The 20,173-nt window shown below is 70.1% G+C and carries 17 protein-coding genes; 9 read left to right on the forward strand and 8 right to left on the reverse strand.

What is annotated here, in order from left to right; translation table 11 throughout:
* Position 1: 1 nt before the first annotated feature.
* The gene (locus WEF05_03730; protein MEX1101006.1) at positions 2 to 511 is read right to left on the reverse strand and encodes a DinB family protein; all 510 of its coding nucleotides are present in this window, start codon (positions 509 to 511) and stop codon (positions 2 to 4) included.
* A gap of 73 nt (positions 512 to 584) precedes the next feature.
* Between WEF05_03730 and WEF05_03735 the strand changes: the two genes are divergently transcribed.
* Complete coding sequence (locus WEF05_03735) at positions 585 to 1,775, forward strand: NADH-quinone oxidoreductase subunit D (GenBank protein ID MEX1101007.1); 1,191 nt, start codon at positions 585 to 587, stop codon at positions 1,773 to 1,775.
* Here the strand turns inward: WEF05_03735 and WEF05_03740 are convergent.
* On the reverse strand, positions 1,772 to 3,229 hold the full coding sequence (locus WEF05_03740) for a sialidase family protein (protein ID MEX1101008.1): 1,458 nt from the start codon (positions 3,227 to 3,229) through the stop codon (positions 1,772 to 1,774). The two genes, WEF05_03735 and WEF05_03740, sit on opposite strands and share 4 nt — an antisense overlap.
* Before the next feature lie 140 nt (positions 3,230 to 3,369).
* On the opposite strand from WEF05_03740, the gene WEF05_03745 reads away from it, so the two are divergent.
* The 4 genes from WEF05_03745 to WEF05_03760 are packed head-to-tail and all read left to right on the forward strand — an operon-like array spanning position 3,370 to position 7,413.
* The gene (locus WEF05_03745) at positions 3,370 to 4,146 is read left to right on the forward strand and encodes a carbohydrate ABC transporter permease (GenBank protein MEX1101009.1); all 777 of its coding nucleotides are present in this window, start codon (positions 3,370 to 3,372) and stop codon (positions 4,144 to 4,146) included.
* A 56-nt stretch (positions 4,147 to 4,202) separates the two neighbouring features.
* On the forward strand, positions 4,203 to 5,453 hold the full coding sequence (locus WEF05_03750; GenBank protein ID MEX1101010.1) for a sugar ABC transporter substrate-binding protein: 1,251 nt from the start codon (positions 4,203 to 4,205) through the stop codon (positions 5,451 to 5,453).
* A gap of 2 nt (positions 5,454 to 5,455) precedes the next feature.
* Positions 5,456 to 6,523, forward strand: coding sequence for an ABC transporter ATP-binding protein (locus WEF05_03755; GenBank protein ID MEX1101011.1), 1,068 nt, complete (start codon positions 5,456 to 5,458; stop codon positions 6,521 to 6,523).
* A 2-nt stretch (positions 6,524 to 6,525) separates the two neighbouring features.
* Positions 6,526 to 7,413: a sugar ABC transporter permease gene (locus WEF05_03760; GenBank protein MEX1101012.1), complete on the forward strand. Its 888-nt coding sequence runs from the start codon at positions 6,526 to 6,528 to the stop codon at positions 7,411 to 7,413.
* Positions 7,414 to 7,417: 4 nt separating this feature from the next.
* On the opposite strand, the gene WEF05_03765 is transcribed toward WEF05_03760, so the two are convergent.
* Positions 7,418 to 8,305, reverse strand: coding sequence for a carbon-nitrogen hydrolase family protein (locus WEF05_03765; protein ID MEX1101013.1), 888 nt, complete (start codon positions 8,303 to 8,305; stop codon positions 7,418 to 7,420).
* A gap of 10 nt (positions 8,306 to 8,315) precedes the next feature.
* A complete protein-coding gene (locus WEF05_03770) occupies positions 8,316 to 9,431 on the reverse strand; it encodes an SAM-dependent methyltransferase (GenBank protein ID MEX1101014.1) in 1,116 nt (371 codons plus the stop codon).
* 78 nt (positions 9,432 to 9,509) lie between these two features.
* Here WEF05_03770 and WEF05_03775 point away from each other — a divergent pair, with 78 nt between their 5' ends.
* Positions 9,510 to 10,226, forward strand: a complete 717-nt coding sequence (locus tag WEF05_03775; protein ID MEX1101015.1) for an NUDIX domain-containing protein — start codon at positions 9,510 to 9,512, stop codon at positions 10,224 to 10,226.
* An 8-nt stretch (positions 10,227 to 10,234) separates the two neighbouring features.
* On the forward strand, positions 10,235 to 11,104 hold the full coding sequence (locus tag WEF05_03780) for an MBL fold metallo-hydrolase (protein MEX1101016.1): 870 nt from the start codon (positions 10,235 to 10,237) through the stop codon (positions 11,102 to 11,104).
* Positions 11,105 to 11,143: 39 nt separating this feature from the next.
* On the opposite strand, the gene WEF05_03785 is transcribed toward WEF05_03780, so the two are convergent.
* Positions 11,144 to 11,815: a Crp/Fnr family transcriptional regulator gene (locus tag WEF05_03785; protein MEX1101017.1), complete on the reverse strand. Its 672-nt coding sequence runs from the start codon at positions 11,813 to 11,815 to the stop codon at positions 11,144 to 11,146.
* A gap of 153 nt (positions 11,816 to 11,968) precedes the next feature.
* Between WEF05_03785 and WEF05_03790 the strand changes: the two genes are divergently transcribed.
* Positions 11,969 to 12,388 (forward strand): cyclic nucleotide-binding domain-containing protein, encoded by a 420-nt coding sequence (locus WEF05_03790; protein MEX1101018.1) that lies wholly within the window; start codon positions 11,969 to 11,971, stop codon positions 12,386 to 12,388.
* A gap of 12 nt (positions 12,389 to 12,400) precedes the next feature.
* Positions 12,401 to 12,784, forward strand: a complete 384-nt coding sequence (locus WEF05_03795) for a hypothetical protein (protein ID MEX1101019.1) — start codon at positions 12,401 to 12,403, stop codon at positions 12,782 to 12,784.
* 9 nt (positions 12,785 to 12,793) lie between these two features.
* On the opposite strand, the gene WEF05_03800 is transcribed toward WEF05_03795, so the two are convergent.
* From WEF05_03800 to WEF05_03810, 3 genes are read right to left on the reverse strand one after another with little or no spacing between them, the layout of a single operon-like run.
* Positions 12,794 to 16,033, reverse strand: coding sequence for an ATP-dependent DNA helicase (locus tag WEF05_03800; protein MEX1101020.1), 3,240 nt, complete (start codon positions 16,031 to 16,033; stop codon positions 12,794 to 12,796).
* The gene (locus tag WEF05_03805; protein ID MEX1101021.1) at positions 16,030 to 18,936 is read right to left on the reverse strand and encodes an ATP-dependent DNA helicase; all 2,907 of its coding nucleotides are present in this window, start codon (positions 18,934 to 18,936) and stop codon (positions 16,030 to 16,032) included. Before WEF05_03805 ends, WEF05_03800 begins: the two co-directional genes overlap by 4 nt.
* Positions 18,937 to 18,995: 59 nt before the next feature.
* A complete protein-coding gene (locus tag WEF05_03810; protein MEX1101022.1) occupies positions 18,996 to 20,168 on the reverse strand; it encodes a site-2 protease family protein in 1,173 nt (390 codons plus the stop codon).
* Positions 20,169 to 20,173 lie beyond the last annotated feature (5 nt).

Consider the following 20,173-nt stretch of genomic DNA (forward strand, 5'->3'; position numbering starts at 1 on the left):
GCTACTCGCCGGTCAGACCGTCGGTCTGCTCCCGCAGGATGTCCAGGTGCCCGTTATGGCGAGCCGTCTCCTCGATCATATGGATCAGGATCCAGCGAAGGGTGCGCGGTCCTCCAGGACCGGCTGCGAGGTCGTCGGGGGAGTTATCGACGATGGCGCGGCGGCTCTCGTCGCACGCACGGCGATACAACGCGAAGATGACCTCCGGCGTCTCGCCCGGCTCGATCCGCAGGTCGGCGTCGGGATCCTCCTCGGTCCACGGGATGCCGACGTCGGGGTCGCCGACGAACTCCTCTCGGAACCAGTGCCGCTCGATCCAGGCGAGGTGCTTGACGATCGAGAGCATGTTCGTTCCCGACGGCACCTGCTCACGCCGCAGATCGGCCTCCGACACGCCGCCGCACTTCCAGAGCACCGTGGCCCGCTGGAAGTCGAGGAACTGCCCCAGGGTCTCCATCTCCGTCCCCAGGTGGGCGGGTTCCGGGCGATCGTCGGGTGGCATGGACGCCATGGGTTGAAGCCTATCGAGGGCGGGAGCAGCCGGCCTGGGCGGATCCGGGCCCCGTCTGCGAAGATACGCACGCATGGACACGCGCGAACGCCCGGCCTTCCAGAGCTCCGTCGTCACGTCGATGGTGCGCGGCGGGGGGCTCGATGTCGAGGTCGTCCCCGCAGGGGGGCTGCGCACCGAGGAGATGATCCTCAACATCGGGCCGCAGCACCCGTCGACGCACGGGGTGCTGCGTGTCGTCCTCGAGCTCGACGGTGAGGTCATCACTCGCGCGGAACCGGTGATCGGCTACATGCACCGCGCGGCCGAGAAGCTCGCCGAGCATCGCGATGCACGCCAGGTGCTCGTCCTGATGAACCGCCACGACTGGATCAGCGCGTTCAACAACGAGCTCGGCTGGACGATCGCGGTCGAGCGGCTCGCCGAGATCGAGGTGCCCGATCGTGCGCAGTGGATACGGACGATGTTCGCGGAATGGAATCGGATCCTGAACCACCTGATGTTCACCGGCTCCTACCCGCTCGAACTCGGGGCGATGACGCCGATCTTCTACGCGTTCCGTGAGCGCGAGATGATCCAGGACCTGCTGGAGTCGGCGACCGGCGCCCGGATGCATCACTCGTTCTGCCGGGTCGGGGGCCTGAAGGATGATCTTCCGCGCGGATTCCTCAAGCGTTCGGTCGAGGTCCTCGCAGAGACCCGCAAGCGGATCGCCGAATTCGAGACCTTGATCATGGGCAACGAGATCCTGTTCGCCCGGACGAGGAACGTCGGGGTGTTGCCCCCTGAGACCGCGGTCGCGTTCGGCTGTTCCGGTCCGGTGCTGCACGCTTCGGGCGTGCCGATGGACCCGCGCAAGGATGACCCGTACGAGAAGTACGGCGAGGTCGAGTTCGAGGTACCGGTCGGCAAGGATGGAGACTGCTACGACCGGCTGTGGGTGCTCGTCGAGCGGATGAAGCAGAGCTGCAACATCATCGAGCAGTGCATCGAGAAGCTGCCGGCGGGCCAGTTCCGTGCGGCGAAGCTCCCCAAGACGCTGAAGATGGATGGCGAGATCTACGTCCGGACCGAGAACCCCCTCGGGTTGATGGGCTACTACCTGATCGGCGACGGGGGCACGGAGCCGTACCGTCTGAAGATGCGCACGTCCTCGTTCAGCAACGTGTCGGTGCTCCCGGCGATGTTGCCCGGAACGCTCGTCTCGGACCTCGTGGCGATCCTCGGCTCGATCTTCTTCGTCGTCGGCGACGTCGACCGCTAGGTCTGGCGGTTGAACCACACCCCGCCGGGACCGGTCCAGCTGAACCCTTCTCCCCACGTGGCGATCGTCTTGCCCGTGCTCGTGATCGCCAGCTCCCCGTAGTCTCCGTAGACCTCGTCGAAGCCCGCCGCGTCCTTGTAGTCGGCGCCGGATGGTGCGTCGGAGATCTTGGTCGGCGAGGTCCACGTGGCTCCACCGTCGGTGGAGGAGCGGTACCACACGTTCCAGGAGTCCGCGTCGACTCCGCTGGTCTCCATGTACCAAGCGCGGACGTCACCGGTTCCGCGGGCCTCCACCGCCGGTGAGGTCGCGTGCTCCGCGGCCGTGGAGATCCCGGAACGGGCGGTCCACGTCGCTCCGCCGTCGGTCGACCGACGCACCCAGATCCGCTGGGGTCCGCCTGCGGTCGTCGCCCCGTCGTACAGCAGGGTCAGCGCGCCGTTCGCGGCCGCGGAGATCGCCGAGTGCCCCAGGTAGAAGTCGCTGCTGCAGCCGTCCGCGACGCAGGGGATCCCCGGTTCGACGGCGTCCACGATCACGTTCTGCCACGTCTGTCCCTGGTTCGTCGATCGGAGAACATGCTGTTGCACCGGGCCTTCGGGACTTGATCCGGGACCCGTGTAGCTGATGCTGCTTTCGGAGAACACGACCGTTCCGTTGGGAAGGACGTCGGCGTCGAACGCGAAGAAGTAGCGACCGGAATCGACGATCTTCGTCTGTGTCCACGTGACGCCGGCGTCGTGCGACTGCGCGACGTACGGATCGCCGAAGCTCGGTCCGTTCCACGAGACGTAGACGTGCTGGCCGTCGTCGCTCATCGCCAGGACGGGCTTGTCCTGCCATTGCACCTTGCCGTAGGTCTTCACGGGGGTGCTCCAGGTGGCCCCGTGGTCGGTCGACTTGGAGAAAACGACCTTGGAGTCGTTCATCCACACGGCATGGACGTGGCCGGTGTTCGGAACGACCTCGATGATGGGATCGAACTGGCCTTTGACACCGCGACATTCGCAGATGAACTGTCCGCCGCTCCATGTCTGCCCGTTGTCGGTCGAGCGCTCCAGGATCAGGTTCGGGGACGGACACCGGCTTCCGCACGCCGTCGGCCCGCCGTAGCGCGTGACGAGCAGATACGCGAAGGACCCGTTCGGATCGGTAGCGATCGCGGGTTCCCAGTCGTCACCCGTCGCATCGAACAGCTGCTCCCCGCTCCACCCGGCAGCGGCGAGCGGTTGGATCCGCCCCGTCTTCCCTGCGATGCCCGCTCCTCGCGCTTCGGCGAGGGCATCCTCGCGCAACTGCGTGCTCAGAGCCTGCTCCTGCGCCTCCTCGTTGCCGCCGCGAACATTCTCCGCGGATCCCGCCTGCGGCGCCGCTCGGGCGACGAGCAGGGCGCCGGTCAAGGCGGCCGCGGCCACCAACGTGATGCCCGTCGTGACGATCCGGCGCTGCTGCATCCAACGTCCTCCTTGAGTCGGCCCCGGAACCGTAGGCCTCGGTTGAACGCGGGGTCAAATCAGGGCTATCGTCCGCGCCTGTGGAACCGAGCGGGAGGTCCGGTACGGGAGAGGGATCCGGTGCCGTCGCGGCTCGCGCGGTGGTCGTGCTGCTCGTCGGCCTGATCTTCTGCTTCCCGTTGCTCGTGATGCTGATCGGCTCCCTGCGGCTCGCCGGGTTGCCGCCGCCACGCACCCTTTCGCTGTCGTGGCCCCCCGCCTTCGAGAATTACGCGCGTCTGGATCACCTCGCGGGTGTGTGGAGGGCTGCGGGTGTCTCGCTGCTCGTCGTCGGTATCGCGGTCCCGATCGCTCTGGTCGTCGCGTCGTGGGCGGGTTTCGCGATCGCACGGACGACGCCGCGGATGCGAGCCGCGATGCTCTCGGTGACGGTGGCCGCTCTCCTCGTTCCACCGGCGAGCCTGCTGGTGGGACGATTCTGGCTCTTCCGTCGGATCGGGGTGATCGACACGCTCGTTCCTCTGGTGGTCCCCGCGCTGTTGGGGTGCACTCCGATCGTGGTGCTGCTTTACGCGTGGGGCTTCTCCCGGGTTCCGCAGGCGTTGTACGACGTCTGTCGCATCGAAGGCCGGGGTGTGATCGGCGGATGGCGGGCCACACTGCCCCTCGTGCGCCCGGTGACGGTGGTCGTGGCCGCGCTCGCGTTCCTCGTGACGTGGGGCGACCTCCTCGGACCGCTCGTGTACGTGTTCGACGACCGGCTCGCGACCCTTCCACTGGCGCTGCGGGAACTCGCGACCCTGGATCCACCGCAGGCCCCATTGCTGCTCGCGGGAGCCGTCATCGCGACCGTGCCCGTGGTCGTGGTCCTCGGGATCGGGGCGCGGCTGCTGGCCGAATCGCGGGGAAGGGTGTGAGGTCTCTGCGTTCCGGCGGCAGATCGGTTGGGTCGGCTTTTCGAACGGTCGCGGTGGTGGCCCTGGTGGGAGCAGTCGCGATCGGGTGTTCCGGCGGTAACGATGGGACGCAGGTTCGGTTCCTGGTCGCGGGGGAACCCGAGGAGCTTCAGGCGTTCCGCGACGTCGTGACCGCGTTCGAGGATGAGCATCCGGATATCGACGTGCGGCTGATCGAGACCGGGGATCGGGATGCGCTGCTCGCGCGCCTCTCGTCGTCGATCGCCGGTGGGGAGCCGCCCGATCTGTTCCTGGTGAACTACCGGTTCTTCGGGCAGTTCGCCGCCAGGGACGCGCTCGAACCCCTCGACGAGCGGATCGGTGGATCGACCGTGTTCGCCGAGGACGACTTCTTCCCGGCCGCGATCGAGGCGTTCCGTTTCGGTGGACGGCAGCTCTGTCTGCCCCAGAACCTCTCGAGCCTCGTCGTCTACGTGAACGAGGATCTGTTCGCCGAGGCGGGGATCGAGGTGCCGCGCGGCGGCTGGTCGTGGGACGAGATGGTGCAGGTCGCGTCGCGACTGACCGTCGACGAAGACGGCGACGGCACCCCCGAACGGTACGGCCTCGGTGTCGATCCCGAGCTGCTCCGGATCGCGCCGTTCATCTGGTCCAACGACGGTCGCCTGGTCGACGATGAGGAGCGGCCGACCTCGTTCACGCTGTCGGAACCCGAGTCGGTGCAGGCGATGCAGCTGTTCTTCGATCTGCGCTCGACCTACGAGGTGGTTCCGACGGAGGAGGAGCTCGAGTCCGAGGACAACGAGTCGCGATTCCTCAACGGTCGGACGGCGATGCTGATGGAGTCGCGCAAGGTCGTCCCGAGCTTCCGGACGATCACCGATTTCTCCTGGGATGTGGTCCCGCTTCCGGTGCTCCAGGAGCGAGCCACCGTCCTGCACTCCGACGGGTATTGCATGCTGGCGTCCTCGCCAGTGCAGGAGGAGGCATGGGCGTTCACCGAGTTCGCGCTCGGGCCCCGGGGACAGCGGATCGCCGCAGCGACCGGGCGCACCGTACCGTCGCTGCAGTCCGTGGCGGACTCGCCGATCTTCCTCGATCCGTCCCAGCCGCCGGCCAACTCGCAGGTGTTCCTCGAGTCGGTCGCCGCGATCCGGCGGGTTCCCAACATCTCGACGTATCCGGAGATCGAGGACATGGCCAACGTGCTCCTCGAGGAGGCCGTCTTCGAAGGCGATCCCGCGGAGGAGGTCGCTCGTGCGATCGACCGGCAGACCCGTCCCTTGTTCGAGCGGGGGGAGGGCTGACCGTGCCGGCGCTGGACTTCGCCGGGATCGCGAAGCGGTTCGGGGCCCTCGAGGTGCTTCGAGATCTCGACCTCACGGTCGAGGACGGGGAGCTGGTGACGCTCCTCGGGCCGAGCGGTTCGGGGAAGACGACCGCGCTCCGGATCGCAGCGGGACTGGATGGCCCCGACGCGGGGCGGGTCCGGATCGGAGGGAACGAGGTCACCTCGATCGCTCCGGCCGAGCGCGACGTCGCGATGGTGTTCCAGGGGCCCTCCTTGTTCCCGCATCTGAACGTGCGGGCCAACATCGGCTTCGGCCTGGCGGCCCGGGGGCGCCGGGGCGAGGACCTCCGCGTCGCCGTCGAGGAGGCGGCCGCGCTCGCGGGCTGCGAAGAGCTGCTCGCCCGCACGCCCGACCAGCTCTCCGGGGGGGAATCGCAGCGTGTGGCGCTCGCGCGGGGGCTCGCGCGCCGCGCGGGCGTGTTCCTGATGGACGAACCGCTGTCGAGTCTCGACGCACCGGTGCGGGCGGCGTTGCGAACGGAGATCCGGAGGGTGCAGCGAACGATCGGCGGGACGATGCTGTACGTGACGCACGATCAGGACGAGGCGATGCTGCTCGGCGATCGGGTTGCGGTCCTCGTGGACGGCAGCGTGCGGCAGATCGGGACCCCGGACGTGGTCTACGCGGCTCCGGTCGACCGCCCCGTTGCCGCGTTCGTCGGTACGCCGCCGATCACGTTGTTGCCGTGCGCCGCAGATGGCGGCACGCTCGTCGCCGGCCCCTTCCGCGTGCCGGCCGAGGGTGCGCGCGAGGCGACCGAGATCGGTGTGCGCCCCGAGGACGTCCGCCTGATCGCTCCCGAGGGCCCGTCGGACGCGGTGGTGGGAAGGGTCGTGCGGGTGGCGACGACCGGCAGCGATCGCTTCGCGACCGTCGCCGCGGAGGGGGTGGAGCTGCTCGCGCGGTTCGGACCCACGGTGGACGTGCGTGAGGATTCGGTCGTTCACATCGCCTCCCGGCCGGTGAGGGCGCATCTGTTCGCGGCGGACGGCCGGCGCTTGTCGACCGTGGAAGCGCGGAGGTAGGCATGCGCCTCGCCGCCGCCGAGAAGCGACGCACGCTGCTGCTGTTGATCCCGTTCCTGACGGGAGTCGTGCTGCTCGTCGTACTCCCGTTCGCGGCCACCGCCGTCCTCGCGTTCACCGAGTACGACCTCGTCCGGCCGCCCCGCTTCGTCGGGATGGACAATCTGCGTGCGCTGCTGGACGACGACGTGTTCCGGATCGCACTCCGCAACTCCCTGCTGTTCGCGGCGGCGTCGGTGCCGCTCCGGCTGATCGGTGCGACCGGGCTGGCGCTGCTGCTGCGGCGTCCGGGACCGGGAGTGCGATCGGGCAGGATCGCGGTCGTGCTGCCCGTGGCGATCCCCGACGTCGCGCTGGCCCTCGTGTGGCTGTGGATCCTGAACCCGTTGTACGGGCCGCTGAACCTGGCCCTCGATGCCGTCGGGCTGCCGACCCCCTCGTGGCGCTCCGAGGCCGTACCGGCTCAGTGGTCGGTGATCGGACTGTCCGTGCTCCAGCTCGGGGAGGGGTTCCTGCTGGCTCTGGCGGCGCGGGCATCGGTGCCGCGCGTGCTCGAGGAGATCGCTGCCGTCGAGGGAGCAGGGCCGTGGACGACGTTCCGGCGTGTGGTGTTCCCGGTGATGCTGCCGGCGCTGCTCCTGCTGGCGATCCGCGACACCGTCTGGAGCTTCCAGGCGACGTTCGTCCCGGCCCTGCTGGTGACCGACGGGGGTCCGCCGCCCTATGCGACGACGACGCTGCCCCTGCTGGCCTACCGGAACGCGTTCGAGTACCTGCGGTACGGCTACGCGTCGGCCATCACGCTCGTGCTCTTCGCGCTCACGGCATCGGTCGTATGGCTGGAGATCCGGCTGATCGCGCGATGGCGCCGGACATTGCGATGGAACTGAGGCGTCAGCGGCGGGCCTGTCGACGCTCGAACGGGGGGTGGACGGTGGTGTCGGAGAGCGGTCCGTAGAGCTCGGGGCGGCGGAACGCGTTGCCCCACGTCTCCGCCGAACGCCACGCGCGCAGGGTGTCCAGGTCGACGTCGCACAGCACGAGCTCCTCTCCCGGCCCTCCACGTGCCACGGTCGTGTCGACCGGGGGGCCGCCCTGGCCCTCGTAGGCGATCGGGCTGACGGCGATCGAGCCGCCGTCGGCCCCCGGCGGTGCGTGATTCGCGACGGCGACGACCACCATGTTCTTGGTCGCGCGGGTCAGGGTCTGGGCGACGCGGACCTCGTCGAGATCACAACAGTTGGGAACGACGATCACCTCGGCACCGGCGAGCATCAGCAGCCGCGCGGGCTCGGGGAACTCGCGGTCGTAGCAGATCATCGCACCCACGCGGACCTCGTCGGTCGCGGTTCGCAACGTCGCGACCGGGAAACTCTCCCCCCTGGTCAGGGTCCGCTCCCAATCGAAGTCGCACGTGTGAGACTTCGCGTACACGAGGACCCTCTCTCCGGTGCGATCCAACACCACGACCGTGTTGCGCACCCCGCCGTCGACCCGTTCCAGCAACGTCGCCCCGATCGCCATGTCGAGCTCGTCGGCCAGGTTCGCGAAGTGGGAGATGTACGGACCGTCCAGGGGCTCGGCACGCCCGAACCAGGCCTTTCGCTCGGACGCCGACTGCGGCACCGGCGTGTACCCCGTGCTCCACATCTCCGGGAGCACGGCGAGATCGGCGTCTGCCTCCGCCGCGCGTCGACACCAGGTGTCGGCACGGGCGAGGTTCGCCTCCACGTCGTCTTCGCGCGCCGACAGCTGCAACAGCGCGATCCGGAACCGCCTCATCGCCGCATCATCACCCATCCTGCGGTGCGCGGGAACGTTCGTTCGCGTCACGCAGCCAGTCGGGCTCGGGGAGTGGATCGTCGCCCCGGTCGTTCCCGTCGATCGCGAGCACGAGCCATCGCAGCCGCCCCAGCGCCGCCGGGTCGGTGAGGAGGGTCGCGCGACTGCGCCCGCTCCAGGCCCGAACGGCGTCCAGGCCCTCCCGCCGGTCGAGCAGGGTTCCCTGGTGTTCGAGTTGCTCCGCGCTCCAGGTATCGAAACCCAGGGAGCGCAACGCCGCATGTTGGGCGGGTGTTCCGAGCACCCGGAACCCCGTTCGCTCGGCGTGGCGCCCGACCGCGTCCAGATCGACACCTGCGGTGATGTCGGTCGAGCCGGGGTCGGCCAGCACGTCCTCCACGATGCGTTGGTTCCTGTAGCCGTGGACCGCGCCGTCGGCCGAACCAGCCGAGGCGTAGTCGATCAACACCGCGTACCCGCGGCGCAGCCGGGCGGCGAGCGCGTCGACGAACGCGAAGGCGCCGGTCGGGACAGCGACCTCCTCGCCGGGTCCGGGTGTCGCGGGCACGAGTGCTCGCAACGTGTCGTCGCACGGCGCGGTCGTGACGCTCAGTGCGTCGTCGACGATCGTCACGCGGACCTCGTCCGGTCGATCTCCGTCCGCGGCCCGTCGCACGAGCCGGAACGGAAGGTTGTCGAGCAGCTCGTTCGCGATCAGCACCCCTTCGAACGTCGGCACCTCCTCGAGCGCCGGGATCCCGCGGGAGGAGAGTGCCTCCCTCGCGCCGGACGAGCGCTCGACGCCCTCGTACCGCAGCGGGAGGTCCTCGAGCCACGTGGCGAGCTCGGTCGCCAGCGTTCCGTCACCGGCACCTGCTTCGACCACACAGAACGGGTCCGGCCGGCCGAGCCCTTCGTGAAGCTCCCGCAGCCCTCCGGCGAGGAGCCGAGCGAAGACCTCGTGGACATGCGGGCTCGTTGCGAACGCAGCCCCTTCGCCGGTGCCGACCGGGGGGTCCTCGTAGAAGCCGCCGAGGCCGTAGAGAGCGATCTCCATGTACCGGTCGAAGCCGATCGGACCGCGTCGCTCGATCTCGTCGCGGATCGCGCGCTCGGGTTCTCGCATCCCGCGAGTATCCGGCAGCGGCGACCCGACCGGCCACGACGTAGGACTCCGGCGCCGGGAGCCTGGGAGGATGGCTGCATGAGCGGCGCGGATGTGATGCGCAGGGCGGCGACCCTGGTCGCCGCCCGCCCGGGGCCGAAGGCAGGCGTGGAGGTCCTCGTGCTGCGCCGCTCCGACCGCAGCCGGTTCCTGCCCGGCTACGTCGTGTTCCCCGGGGGAGCGGTCGACCCTGAGGACGAAGCCCTGGCCGTGGCCTGGTTCGGTTCGGGATCCAGACCCGAGCAGGTCGCTCGGGCGGCCGCGATCCGCGAGCTGATCGAGGAGACGGGATTGGCAGTGACCTCCCGAGGACTCGAGGCCGCCCGAGGCGGCAGCGACGTGGCGGCGCTCCGAGCGGTGACCCTGGACCCTCCCGCTCCGGTCGCCCTCCGGCAGATCGCGCATTGGGTCGCCCCCGAGGATGTCCCCGTGCGGTTCGACGCTCGGTACTTCGCCGTCGACGCGCCGCGTGGCGTCGAGCCCGTGCCCGATGCGGTCGAGGCGGCCGCCGCGTGGTGGGCGGACCCTCGCGAGCTGCTCGAGCGATGGGCCGCGGATGGGGAGAAGCTCTACTGGCCGACCATGAAGACCGTCCAGGCGCTCGCCGCGTGCGAGGACGTCGGAGCGCTCCTCGCCCTCGACATCCCCCAACACGAACCGGAACCGGGAGACGAGGAACGGATGCCGCGTTCGACCTTCTACCAGTCCGACGCGGAGTTCGAACAGGCGCGACGCGCTTCGGTGGAGGGTCGGTGAACCGGAGCATGCGGATCGTGCGGGTCCTCGCGCCCAATCCCGACGTGTACACGCTCGAGGGAACCAACACGTACGTCCTGGGCGCGGATCCGGCGATCGTGATCGACCCGGGTCCCGACGACGCCGGACATCTCGTCGAGATCGAGCGTGTCGCCGGCACCGTCGGCGCGATCATCGTCACGCATCAGCATCCCGACCACGCGCCGGGAGCAGCGCCGCTCGCCGCGCGCACCGGGGCGCCGTTGTACGCGTTCCGTCCCCCGGAGGGAGGGGAACTGCTGCGGGACGGGCAGACGGTTCGGGCCGACGGCGTCGCGTTGACGGCTGTGCACACGCCGGGACACACCCCCGATCACGTTGCGCTCTTGCTGGAGGACGGCCCGGTGCTGTTCACGGGCGATGCCGTCCTGGGTCGCGGTACGAGCGTCATCGACCCTCCCGAGGGGGACCTTGCCGCATACCTCCGTTCGCTGCGCAGGATGCGCGAGCTCGCACCGCGCACGATCTACCCCGGCCACGGTCCCGTCGTGCTCGACGGTGTCGCGAAGGTGGACGAGTACCTGGCCCACCGCGAGGAGCGCGAACGACAGGTGGTAGTCGCGCTCGGCGACGGGACCGGAACCGTCGCCGACCTCGTGGACGCGATCTACGCCGACTACCCGGACGCCGTCAAACCGCTCGCGGCGCGATCGGTGCTCGCGCACCTGCTGAAGCTCGAGGGAGAGGGACGCGCATCGCACACCGGACACGGGGACGATGCTCGATACGCACAGGCCGAGCAGCGTGCGTGTGAACGGTGCGGCCGCCCGGTCCGCGGCCGTGCCAAGCTCTGCGACCGTTGCGGCGTCGGGGCCCTCCAGGAGGCGCCCGAAGAATGAGGCAAGGCGATTAGCGACAACCCGACGGTTCCGACCGCGTCAAGGCGCAGGGACGCTCCAGGGGAGAGCGCCGGTTGCCGCGTCCATGATCACGAACCGACGTCCCTCGAACCGCACGAGTCCCCTGGCGATCAGGCGGACCAGTGCGCGGTTCACGGTCTCCCGCGCCGCGCCGACCATCGCCGCGAGCTGCTCTTGCGTGACCGTGATCTCGATCCGTACGCCGCCGGGCACGGGACGTCCGTGCCGCCGAGCGAGATCGAGCAACCGCAGTATCACCCGCTGAGGGACCGCGTACCAGGTCAGCTCGCATGCGCGCCGTCCGGCGTCGTCGGCTCGGCGTTGGAGGGCGCGGAGCAGGGCGATCCCCAGCGCAGGTCGGCGCGCGAACAGCTCGTCGAGGCACCACGGATCGAGCATCCGGACCTGAGCCGGACCCGCCGCCCGCACGGTCGCGGAGCAGCGGTCGGGAGGCAGAGTTCCGGACAGGTCGCCGGGCGCCAGCAGGTCGTGCAGCAGCCACCGCCCCTCGGGCGAGTCCGAGGACTCGAACAGGAGGCCCGAGCGGACGACGAACAGTCCGGGGGCCGGCATACCCTGCGTCAGGAGTGGCTCGCCCCGTTGCAGGCGTCGCACAGCACCGAGTCCCTCGGGCAGCCGGACGCTCGGCGGGGTAAGGGGGAGCGATCGGACGGAGGCGGTAGCCCTCATCGCATGCTCCTCGTGGTCGAGGCTGGGCCGGGGAGGCCGCCCTCGCCGCTTCGGCGGAACCCTAGCCGGAACCACCGACACTCGGGGACGGCTCCGCGTTCCTGCCGGCCGGCGCTTCGGGGTAGGCTGGCGCCCGCAGGCGAGGAGGACGGTATGGCCAATCGAGGACTTCCCGCACTCGAGCGTGTTCCCCTGTTCGAGGGGCTCTCGCGCCGACACCTGAAGCGGATCCAGGATCTCGCGGTCGAGGCGCGCTACATGCAGGGCGTGTCGATCGTGAAGCAGGGACAAGCGGGCGACGGCTTCTACGTGATCCTCGAGGGACAGGCGAAGGTCACGCGCGGCTCGCGGACCGTGACCCGGCTCGTCCCCGGCGACTTCTTCGGTGAGATCTCGTTGCTCGACGGTGGCAAGCGCACCGCGTCGGTGGTCTCCGAGACACCGATGGTGCTGCTCGAGCTCAAGCAGCGGGCGTTCCAGCGGCTGCTGCGCGACGATCCCGAGGTGGCCCTCAAGCTGATGGAGGCCCTCGCGCGCCGCGTGCGCCGCACCGAACGAACGTTGCAGGACTGAGGCGCGCACTCGATGCGGATCGAGTTCAGTCCCGTCTCCGACGAGGCTGCGACGCCCGTCGGCGGTGCGTTGTGGACCGGCGCGGGCGTTCGGATCGAGGCCGGAGACGATGCCGCCCGAGCGGCGATCGAGCGGATCTTCCGGCTCGCTCCGGTGCCGACCGACGACCCTTCGTACCGTCGCTTCGGAACATCCGGCGACAGCGTCATGCAGCCGGGGACCCTGGAGTGGTTCCGGGCCGCCGCGTTCGCGCGAGCGCCCGCCGAGGGGCTCGCGGCACGCCTGGTCCCGACGGTCGCACGTGGCGCGGGATGGGATCCCGCCGCGCAGTACCGGTCGTTCGAGGATGTCCTCGAGCGTTTGGACCGTGCCGACAGAGGCGTCGGCGAGGCGTGACCGATCAGATCAGGTCCGCGTCGCCTCCGCGTCGGCGAGCCACGCCGTGCCGGCATCGCAGAAGGGGCGGAAGTCGCAGTAGCGGCATTGCGGTCCGGGCGTCGGGTCGAACCGTTCGTCGGCGATCCCGCGCAGCGTCGTGCCCACGCGGTCGCGGATCTCGTCGGCCGCGTCGCACACGTAGCTGACCTCGGCTTCGCTCGCCAGGTAGAGGTAGGTGAGGGTGAGCTGCTCGGGCCGCTTGCCCCACACGTCGATGCACGCGAGTGCGTACAGGTCGAGCTGCAGGCGCGCCAGTGGGTCGTCGGCCGCCGGAACCCTGCCGGTCTTGTAGTCGACGATCTCCCAGTCGCCGTCGAGCTCGCCGTAGATCGCGTCGATCCGCCCCCGGATCGTGGCGTCGCCGACCCGCAACAGGAATGGACGCTCGGCTGCGAGCGGCACGACGCCGCTCAGGCGGCTGCGTTCGAAGGCGCGCTGCAATGTGGCGATCTTGCCCGGCTCGCCGGCGAGCTCCTCGACCGTGACATCGGGCGCCTCATCGGTCTCGAGCAAAGTCGCCTGGCCGCGAGCTCGGATCTCGATCCACCGGTGGACCTCGGTGCCGATCCTCGCGGCGGGACCGCTGAAGCGCGGGAGGGGGCGCACCGCCGACCAGTAGAAGCGCTTGGGGCATCGCCCGTACTCGATCACGCTGCTGACCGACAACGTCGAGGGAGTGCTCGGGGGGTCTGGGGGCCCGGCATCCTCCCGCTCGCGCAGGTGTGCGGCGAGGATGACGCGCTCGCCCGCGACGCGATCGAAGACCGAGCGCTCGTCGGCCGCGAGGGACTCCAGCAACGAGGGTTGGACCGCTCCGGAGGCGGCCGCCTCGACCGCGACCGGTCGCCAGCCCTCCGCGAACAGCGCGTCGGATTCGGGCCGCAACGCCGGCTCGGGCCAGTCGCGCACCAGGTTCTCGCGGAAGCCGAGCAACGGGTTCTCTTCGGGCTGCTCTTCGCTCCGGTCCGTTCGTGCCAGGCCCGATCGTTCGCCCCAGTCGCACAGCTCGTCGAAGAACACGCCCGGTCCCTTCGCCTTGAACAGCTCGCCGTACCAGTGAGCCGAGGACGCGTACAGGTGCCGGCGGGCGCGGGTGAGTGCGACGTAGCACGTCCGGCGCTCCTCGATCAGCTCCTGGGCCGTGAGCTGTTCCTTGAAGTGCTTCAAGACGCCGTCGTAGCGGGGAAGGATCGCAGCGTCGCCCCGCAGCTCGAAGTCGAGGGACCGTCCCTTCTGTGCCGGGTTGTGGTGGACGCGCGTGTCGGGGAACACGCCCGTCGCCATGCCCGGAACGAACACGCTGTCGAACTCGAGTCCCTTCGCCGCGTGGATCGTCATGACCTTCACCGAGTCGTCCTCGGTCGGCTGCACCGGTGACCATTCCTGCTTCTCGACTGCCATCAGCGCGTCGATGTAGGCGAGGAACGCCCGCATCGTGAGCTCCCCCTCGAGCGGTGCGAACGCGTGGACCTCGTCGAGGAACGCAGCGAGGTTGCGGCGCGACGTCGTCGAACGATGGCGGTCGACCTCGGCGTCCAGCTCGGCCAGCAGACCCGTCCGCCGAACGACCTCGGCGAGGAACGCACCCACGGGTCGCCGAGCCAGCTCGCGCAGCCCGTCGATCTCGTTGCGGAACCCCTCGAGCCGGGCGAGCGCCTCGTCGGAGAGGTCTTGGACCTCGTCGAGGTGGTCGTAGACCTCGGCCAGCAGGACCGGGAGCTCGGGTCCCAGGTCGTCGTCGGTCTCGCTCGACCGATCGCGTGGGTTCTGCGTCTTCGCCCACGCCGCGAGCCGTGCCATGTCGCGCGCGCCGATCCGGTAGCGCGGTCCGAGCAGGATCCTGGCGAGCGCGACGCTGTCGCCGGGGTCGGCCGCGACCCGCGCGTACGCGAGCACCTCGACGACCTCGGGCATCTGGAGCAGGCCCGCGAGCCCGACGATCTCGACCGGCACGTCGCGATGGGAGAGCGCGAGCTGCAGGGTCGAGAACAGCCGGGACGTTCGGCAGAGGACCGCCGCCTCGCGCCAGGGTTGACCCGCCGCGTGCAGCTCGACGGCGCGATCCGCGATCGCCTCGGCCTCGGTGACCTCGTCGGGGAACAGCGTGACCCCGACCTCGCCCTCGCCGTTCTCGGGCCAGGGCGTGAGCTGCTTGTCGGCGGGGCGTTGATCGGGTGGCAGAGGGGCGATGACGGTGTCGGCCGCCGCGAGGATCCGCGCGCCGCTGCGGAAATTGGTGAACAGGGGCAGGACCTCGGCGGGCGAACCGTCGGCCCTCGGGAACGCCGTCGGGAACTCGAGGAGGTTGAACAGGCTCGCGCCCCGCCAGGCGTAGATGTTCTGGTCCGGGTCGCCGACCGCGGTGACGGGGTGCCCCTCGCCGAACACCGCGGCCATGAGGCGGGCCTGCGCGACGTTGGTGTCCTGGTACTCGTCGAGCAGCACGGCCGGGAACCGGTCTTTGTACTCGGCCGCGATCTCCGGGTGCGCCTGGACCGCGCGCAGGGCCAGTTCGATCTGGTCGCCGTAGTCGAGGACGCCGAGCCGGCGCTTCTCGGCGCGGAACAGCGTCGCCGCGCGTGCCAGCTCGATCCGCTCGAGCGCGGCGGCGTAGGCCCGATCCGAACGATGGGCGGACAGGGCCTCGAGGCGCTCCTCGTTGAAGGCGATCACCTGTTCGGGCGCGACGAAGTGGTTCTGCAGTTGATCGTCGAGCGTGAGGATCGCGTCGATCATCGAGGGCTGCCACTGGGTGGTGAAGTGCTCGAACGGCATGAGATCGAGGACCTTCGCGCACAGCTCGGCGCGTTGGATCGGTTGCAGGACCCGTTGTCCCGGCTCGACCCCCGCGTACATCCCGTACCGCTGCAGCAGCGAGGCCGCGAACCCGTGGTAGTTCGCGATCTCGGGTTCCTCCCCTTCGTCGAGGTCGAGGACACGCAACGCATGGCGGATCCGCGCCACGAGGTTCTCGGTCGCCTTGTTCGTGAAGGTCAGACAGAGCACGTTGCCGGGGAGCACCCCCTCGCGGCCGGCGAGCGCTTCGAGCGCGAGGTGGATCACGCGCGCGGCCATCACCGAGGTCTTGCCCGACCCGGCGCCCGCGATCAGGACGTAGGGCTCGAGCGGCATCGAGATCGCGCGCCACTGCTCGTCGGTGGGCGCGTTGCCGAGGAACTCGACGATCTCGCTCGGGTGGTCACTCATGCCTGGGCCTCCACGGCTCCGGAGGATGCGCCCTGCTCGGACGTGTCGAAGACCGGACGTCCCTCCGGGTACAGGGAGCAGAGTGTTCGGAAGTCGCAGAAGAAGCAGTTGGCTCTGGTCGAGGGCCGCCAGGCTTCCTCGTCGCGTCGTTCGCGGATCTCGCCGATCAGTCCCCCGACCCGATCGCGCATCTGCTGTTGGTACTCCTCTTCTCCGGCCGGGGAGACGGGCCAGGCGACCTGCTTGGTGGGGCGGGGACGGCGGAACGTTCCGGAGAGGTAGGCCAGCTCGACGGCGCGCACCGGACGGAACCGCGCGAGCTCCTCCGCCTGCTGCACGGCGAGGTAGTAGATGCCGAGCTGCAGGCTCTCCCCGGGCTTGGGAGCGTTGTCGCCCTTGCCGGACTTGAAGTCGGTGATCCGGTTGCCGCCGCCCTCGAGCGGCCCGATCCGGTCGATGAAGCCGCGGAAGTGTGCGCCCTCGTGATCGAAGCGGAACTCCACCTCGGACTCGGTCGCCGGCAGGGGTCCGTAGTCGTCGAACCAGTTCGGCAGCATCCGTTGCTCTGCGACCTGCCGGTAGCCGTCGGAGACCGCCTTGGAAGGGAACTCACCCTCGCGCCAGCGACGCCGGAGCTCGTCGACGAGCGCCGGCAGCGAGCGCTCGAGCTTGCCGTTCTCGCAGTCCTCGATGATCGAGTGGACCGTGGTGCCGACCCACGCCTGGTGGCCGCCGCCGCGCGAGAGTCCGAGCTCCTCCGACAGGACGTACTGCAGGCCGCAGTTCTCGAGCTTCTCGAGCCGCGAGTACGACAGGTGGAGAGGGTCGTCGTCCGGCGCCCCGTCGGCGTCGGTCCAGTCGCGCAGGAACCACCACGATGTGGGGTCGACGCCGAGGGACACGAGGCCGGCGAGTCCCGCGAGCCGCGCGGCCGGCGTTCCGGTGGTGTCGGCGAGCTCGCGCCGCCACCGCGCCGCGGCTTCGTCGACGGAGGCGGGCTCAACTTCGATCCAAGCCGGCGAGAGATCGCGCCACGCGACGCCGATCTCGTCGGCGAAGCGCGAGCGGATCGAAGCTTCGTCGCCGTGAGGATCACCGGCGGTCAGAACAACGCGACGACGGGCGCGCGACGTGACGACGTCGAACAGCCGGCGTTCGTCCGCCAACCGGATCCGGTTGCGGTCGGAGCGTGAACGCCCGGCGTCGAGGACCTCGAGGTCGAACATCGGCTCGGGACGACGCAGACTCGGGAAGTTCCCCTCGACCAGACCCGCGACCACGACGGTGTCGAACTCGCGCCCGGCCGCCGCATGTGCGGTGAGCACGTGCACAGCGTCGTGATCGTCCGAGCCGGCAGCGCTCTCGGGGCCGCCCTCGCCGCGATCGAGTCGTTCGAGGAACGCGGCGACCGACCGATCGGGCGACTCGTCCGCCGCCGAGAGCACACGGGTGAGTGCGAGCACGGCGTCGAGATCACGCGCGGAGCCCGGGTCGGTCTCGGCCCCGGCGACCAGTCGCGCGGCACAGGGCAGTCCGCTCCACAGGGCGCGGAAGCACTCGAGCGCGGACGACGTCGCGATCGGCTCCGCGGCCGTGAATGCCTCGTGGAGCGCGCGAAGCGAGCCGGCCTCGTCCTCGTCGAGTCCCGCCGCGAGCCCGATCGCCTCGCGGCGGGGGAGCTTGGCCTGCCGCGCCATGCGGAGCAGGGTGCGCGCCGCTGCGGGGGACAGGGCGCCGAGCTCGGAGGTCAGGACGGACTCCACGAGATCGTCGCGCCGGCCGGGGAACGCGATCCACTCCAGCGCGAGCAGGTACGGCACCGCGCCCGGTTCGGCGCGCAGGGTCGCGGCGCCGCGCGGCGCGTGCCGGGGAACACCGGCGTCGTCGAGCGCGCGGAGCAACCCCGCGAGGTCCGCGTTCTCGCGGCGAACGACGACCGCGAGCGATCCCCAGGGCACGTCGTCGTGGACATGGACCCGGCGCAGCTCGCGGGCGATCGTCGCGTGTTCCTCGGAGGTGTGCATCGCACGGACGGCTTCGATCGTGCGACCGGCGCCGCGATGATCGGCGGCCAGCTGGACATGCCCAGCGCCCGGGAATCGCTCGTGGAAGTGCTCAAGGGGTCGAAGGGTGGTGCCCTGGAACGAGAAGATGTGCGACCCGGCGTCGCCCGCGACCACGAGCGAGGACGGGCGTAACGCGGCGATCAGGGCTTCGGCTCCGTACGTCGTGTCGTGGTAGTCGTCGACGAGGAGGTGGTCGAAGAGGGGCTCGTCCTTCGCGGCGGCCGCCGCAGCCTGCTCGACGAGCCCCGCGAAGTCGACCTGTCGCTGGCTGTCGAGTACCCGGAGGTAGGAGGCGGCGAAGCGGGCGACCTCGCGCCAGCCGGTCAGCTCGCGCTCGGCGGCGCGTCGCTCGATGTCTTCGGGGGTGCGCAGTGCCTCTTGGGCGCGCAACAGGAACTGGCGGAGCTCGTCGGCGAAGCCGCGCATCCGCAGCATCGAGCCGAACGCCGGCCAGTCGGCCGGATCCTCGCCGTCGAGGAGTTCCTGCACGCGTTCGAACTGATCCTGCGCCGACAGGACCGTGGGCGGTTGCTCGTAGCCGAGGAGCCCGTACCGTCGGCCGACCACGTCGAACGCGAGCCCGTGGATCGTCACGATGTGCACGACGGGTTGGGATCCGGAGATGCGGGAGAGCAGCTCGTTGCGTGCCTCGTCGCGAGCGCGCCTCGAGCCGACGATCAACGCGACGCGCTCGGCCTCTCCGCGCTCGACCAGGTGGAGGAACCGCTCGCGCAGCACGGTGGACTTGCCGGTGCCGGGTGCGCCGGTGACCAGGAGGGGGCCGACGCCGTGGTCGAGCACGCGGCGTTGGTCGTCGTCGGGGAGCCGAGGGGTCATGACTCGGGATGCTACCCAGGGGCACCGACAGGCGCTGCTCGGAAGGGCTTCGCCTCCGGTCAGGCGTCGGGCCGTGGTGGGGCAGAGGGGCCGGGGGGCGGGATCGGGCCGACCCCGGTCGGCGGGGCGGGTATCGCGCCGCGCCGCTTCTCGAACCACTCGGAGATGTCGTCGGGTCCGATCGCTCCGAGCATCCGCTCACCCTCCATGACGAGTCCCGTGCGGCCGGGACCGAGGGAGACCAGCACGCGGTCGAGGGGTTCGTCCGCGGAGACGACCGGGACGTTCGCGAGCGGCTCCATCCCGTCGCGAACCGGTCGCAGGGGATCGCGTGCGCCGACCCGCCGAGCCGTGTCGAATGAGATCACGCCGACCGCCAGCCCCGTCCCGTCCACGACGGGGAAATTCTCCTTCTCGTGGCCGCGCAGGTACCGGTCGAGCGCCTCGGACAGCGACAGGTCGGCGGGAACCGTCGCCGGTGGAGCGCGCATCGCATCCCGCGCCCGACCATGCGCGAGCTCGGAGCGCACCCGGGTGCGCTCCTGCGAACCGCGTCCGGATGCGACCATCGTCCAGCCGATGAACCCGAGGAAGATCGTGTAGCCGAGCGCGCCGCGCGTCGCCATCCAGATCGCCCCGGCGATCAGGGCCCAGCCGACGAGGATCCCGGAGACTCCCGCGACACGCTCGCCGGTCTCGCGCCGACCTGTGATCCCCCACACCGCGGCCTGGAGTACGCGTCCTCCGTCGAGGGGAACGCCGGGAAGGGCGTTCAGCACGGCGACGATCGTGTTGATGTAGGCGAGGTAGCCGAACAGGCCGTTCCACACGGGATCGCTCGCCGCGATCTCGAGCAGCTTGAAGGCGCCGCCCAGGACCAGGCTGCTCAGCGGTCCCACGATCGAGACGATGAACTCGCCTCGGGCTCCTCGCCGGTCGGCCTGCACCTCGGTGTAGCCGCCCCAGAAGATCAGCGTGATCGAGCGGACTGGAAGCCCCAGGGCGCGTCCCGCGACGGCGTGGGCTCCCTCGTGGACCAGGATCGATCCGAAGAACAGGACCGCCGAGAGCAGGGCGAAGCCGAGGCTCTCCGCGTCGGGAAGGTCGTACCGGCGTGTGTAGCTGGCGTAGAGGGTGTAGGTCGTCAGCGCCGCGATCACGAGCCACGACACGTCGAGCCGGATCTGGATCCCGGCGACGGTCGCGATCTTGAAAGAGCGTCCTCCGAACACGGTCC

It is taken from the genome of Actinomycetota bacterium (assembly GCA_040881665.1).
In the GTDB taxonomy this organism is placed as follows: Bacteria; Actinomycetota; UBA4738; order UBA4738; family HRBIN12; genus JBBDWR01.

Excerpts from the sequence above, each read along its gene's own strand:
- WEF05_03730 (MEX1101006.1), bottom strand. The coding sequence starts at position 511 with ATGGCGTCCATGCCACCCGACGATCGCCCGGAACCCGCCCACCTGGGG.
- WEF05_03735 (MEX1101007.1), top strand. The coding sequence starts at position 585 with ATGGACACGCGCGAACGCCCGGCCTTCCAGAGCTCCGTCGTCACGTCG.
- WEF05_03740 (MEX1101008.1), bottom strand. The coding sequence starts at position 3,229 with ATGCAGCAGCGCCGGATCGTCACGACGGGCATCACGTTGGTGGCCGCG.
- WEF05_03760 (MEX1101012.1), top strand. The coding sequence starts at position 6,526 with ATGCGCCTCGCCGCCGCCGAGAAGCGACGCACGCTGCTGCTGTTGATC.
- WEF05_03765 (MEX1101013.1), bottom strand. The coding sequence starts at position 8,305 with ATGAGGCGGTTCCGGATCGCGCTGTTGCAGCTGTCGGCGCGCGAAGAC.
- WEF05_03770 (MEX1101014.1), bottom strand. The coding sequence starts at position 9,431 with ATGCGAGAACCCGAGCGCGCGATCCGCGACGAGATCGAGCGACGCGGT.
- WEF05_03775 (MEX1101015.1), top strand. The coding sequence starts at position 9,510 with ATGAGCGGCGCGGATGTGATGCGCAGGGCGGCGACCCTGGTCGCCGCC.
- WEF05_03780 (MEX1101016.1), top strand. The coding sequence starts at position 10,235 with ATGCGGATCGTGCGGGTCCTCGCGCCCAATCCCGACGTGTACACGCTC.
- WEF05_03785 (MEX1101017.1), bottom strand. The coding sequence starts at position 11,815 with ATGAGGGCTACCGCCTCCGTCCGATCGCTCCCCCTTACCCCGCCGAGC.
- WEF05_03790 (MEX1101018.1), top strand. The coding sequence starts at position 11,969 with ATGGCCAATCGAGGACTTCCCGCACTCGAGCGTGTTCCCCTGTTCGAG.
- WEF05_03795 (MEX1101019.1), top strand. The coding sequence starts at position 12,401 with ATGCGGATCGAGTTCAGTCCCGTCTCCGACGAGGCTGCGACGCCCGTC.
- WEF05_03800 (MEX1101020.1), bottom strand. The coding sequence starts at position 16,033 with ATGAGTGACCACCCGAGCGAGATCGTCGAGTTCCTCGGCAACGCGCCC.
- WEF05_03805 (MEX1101021.1), bottom strand. The coding sequence starts at position 18,936 with ATGACCCCTCGGCTCCCCGACGACGACCAACGCCGCGTGCTCGACCAC.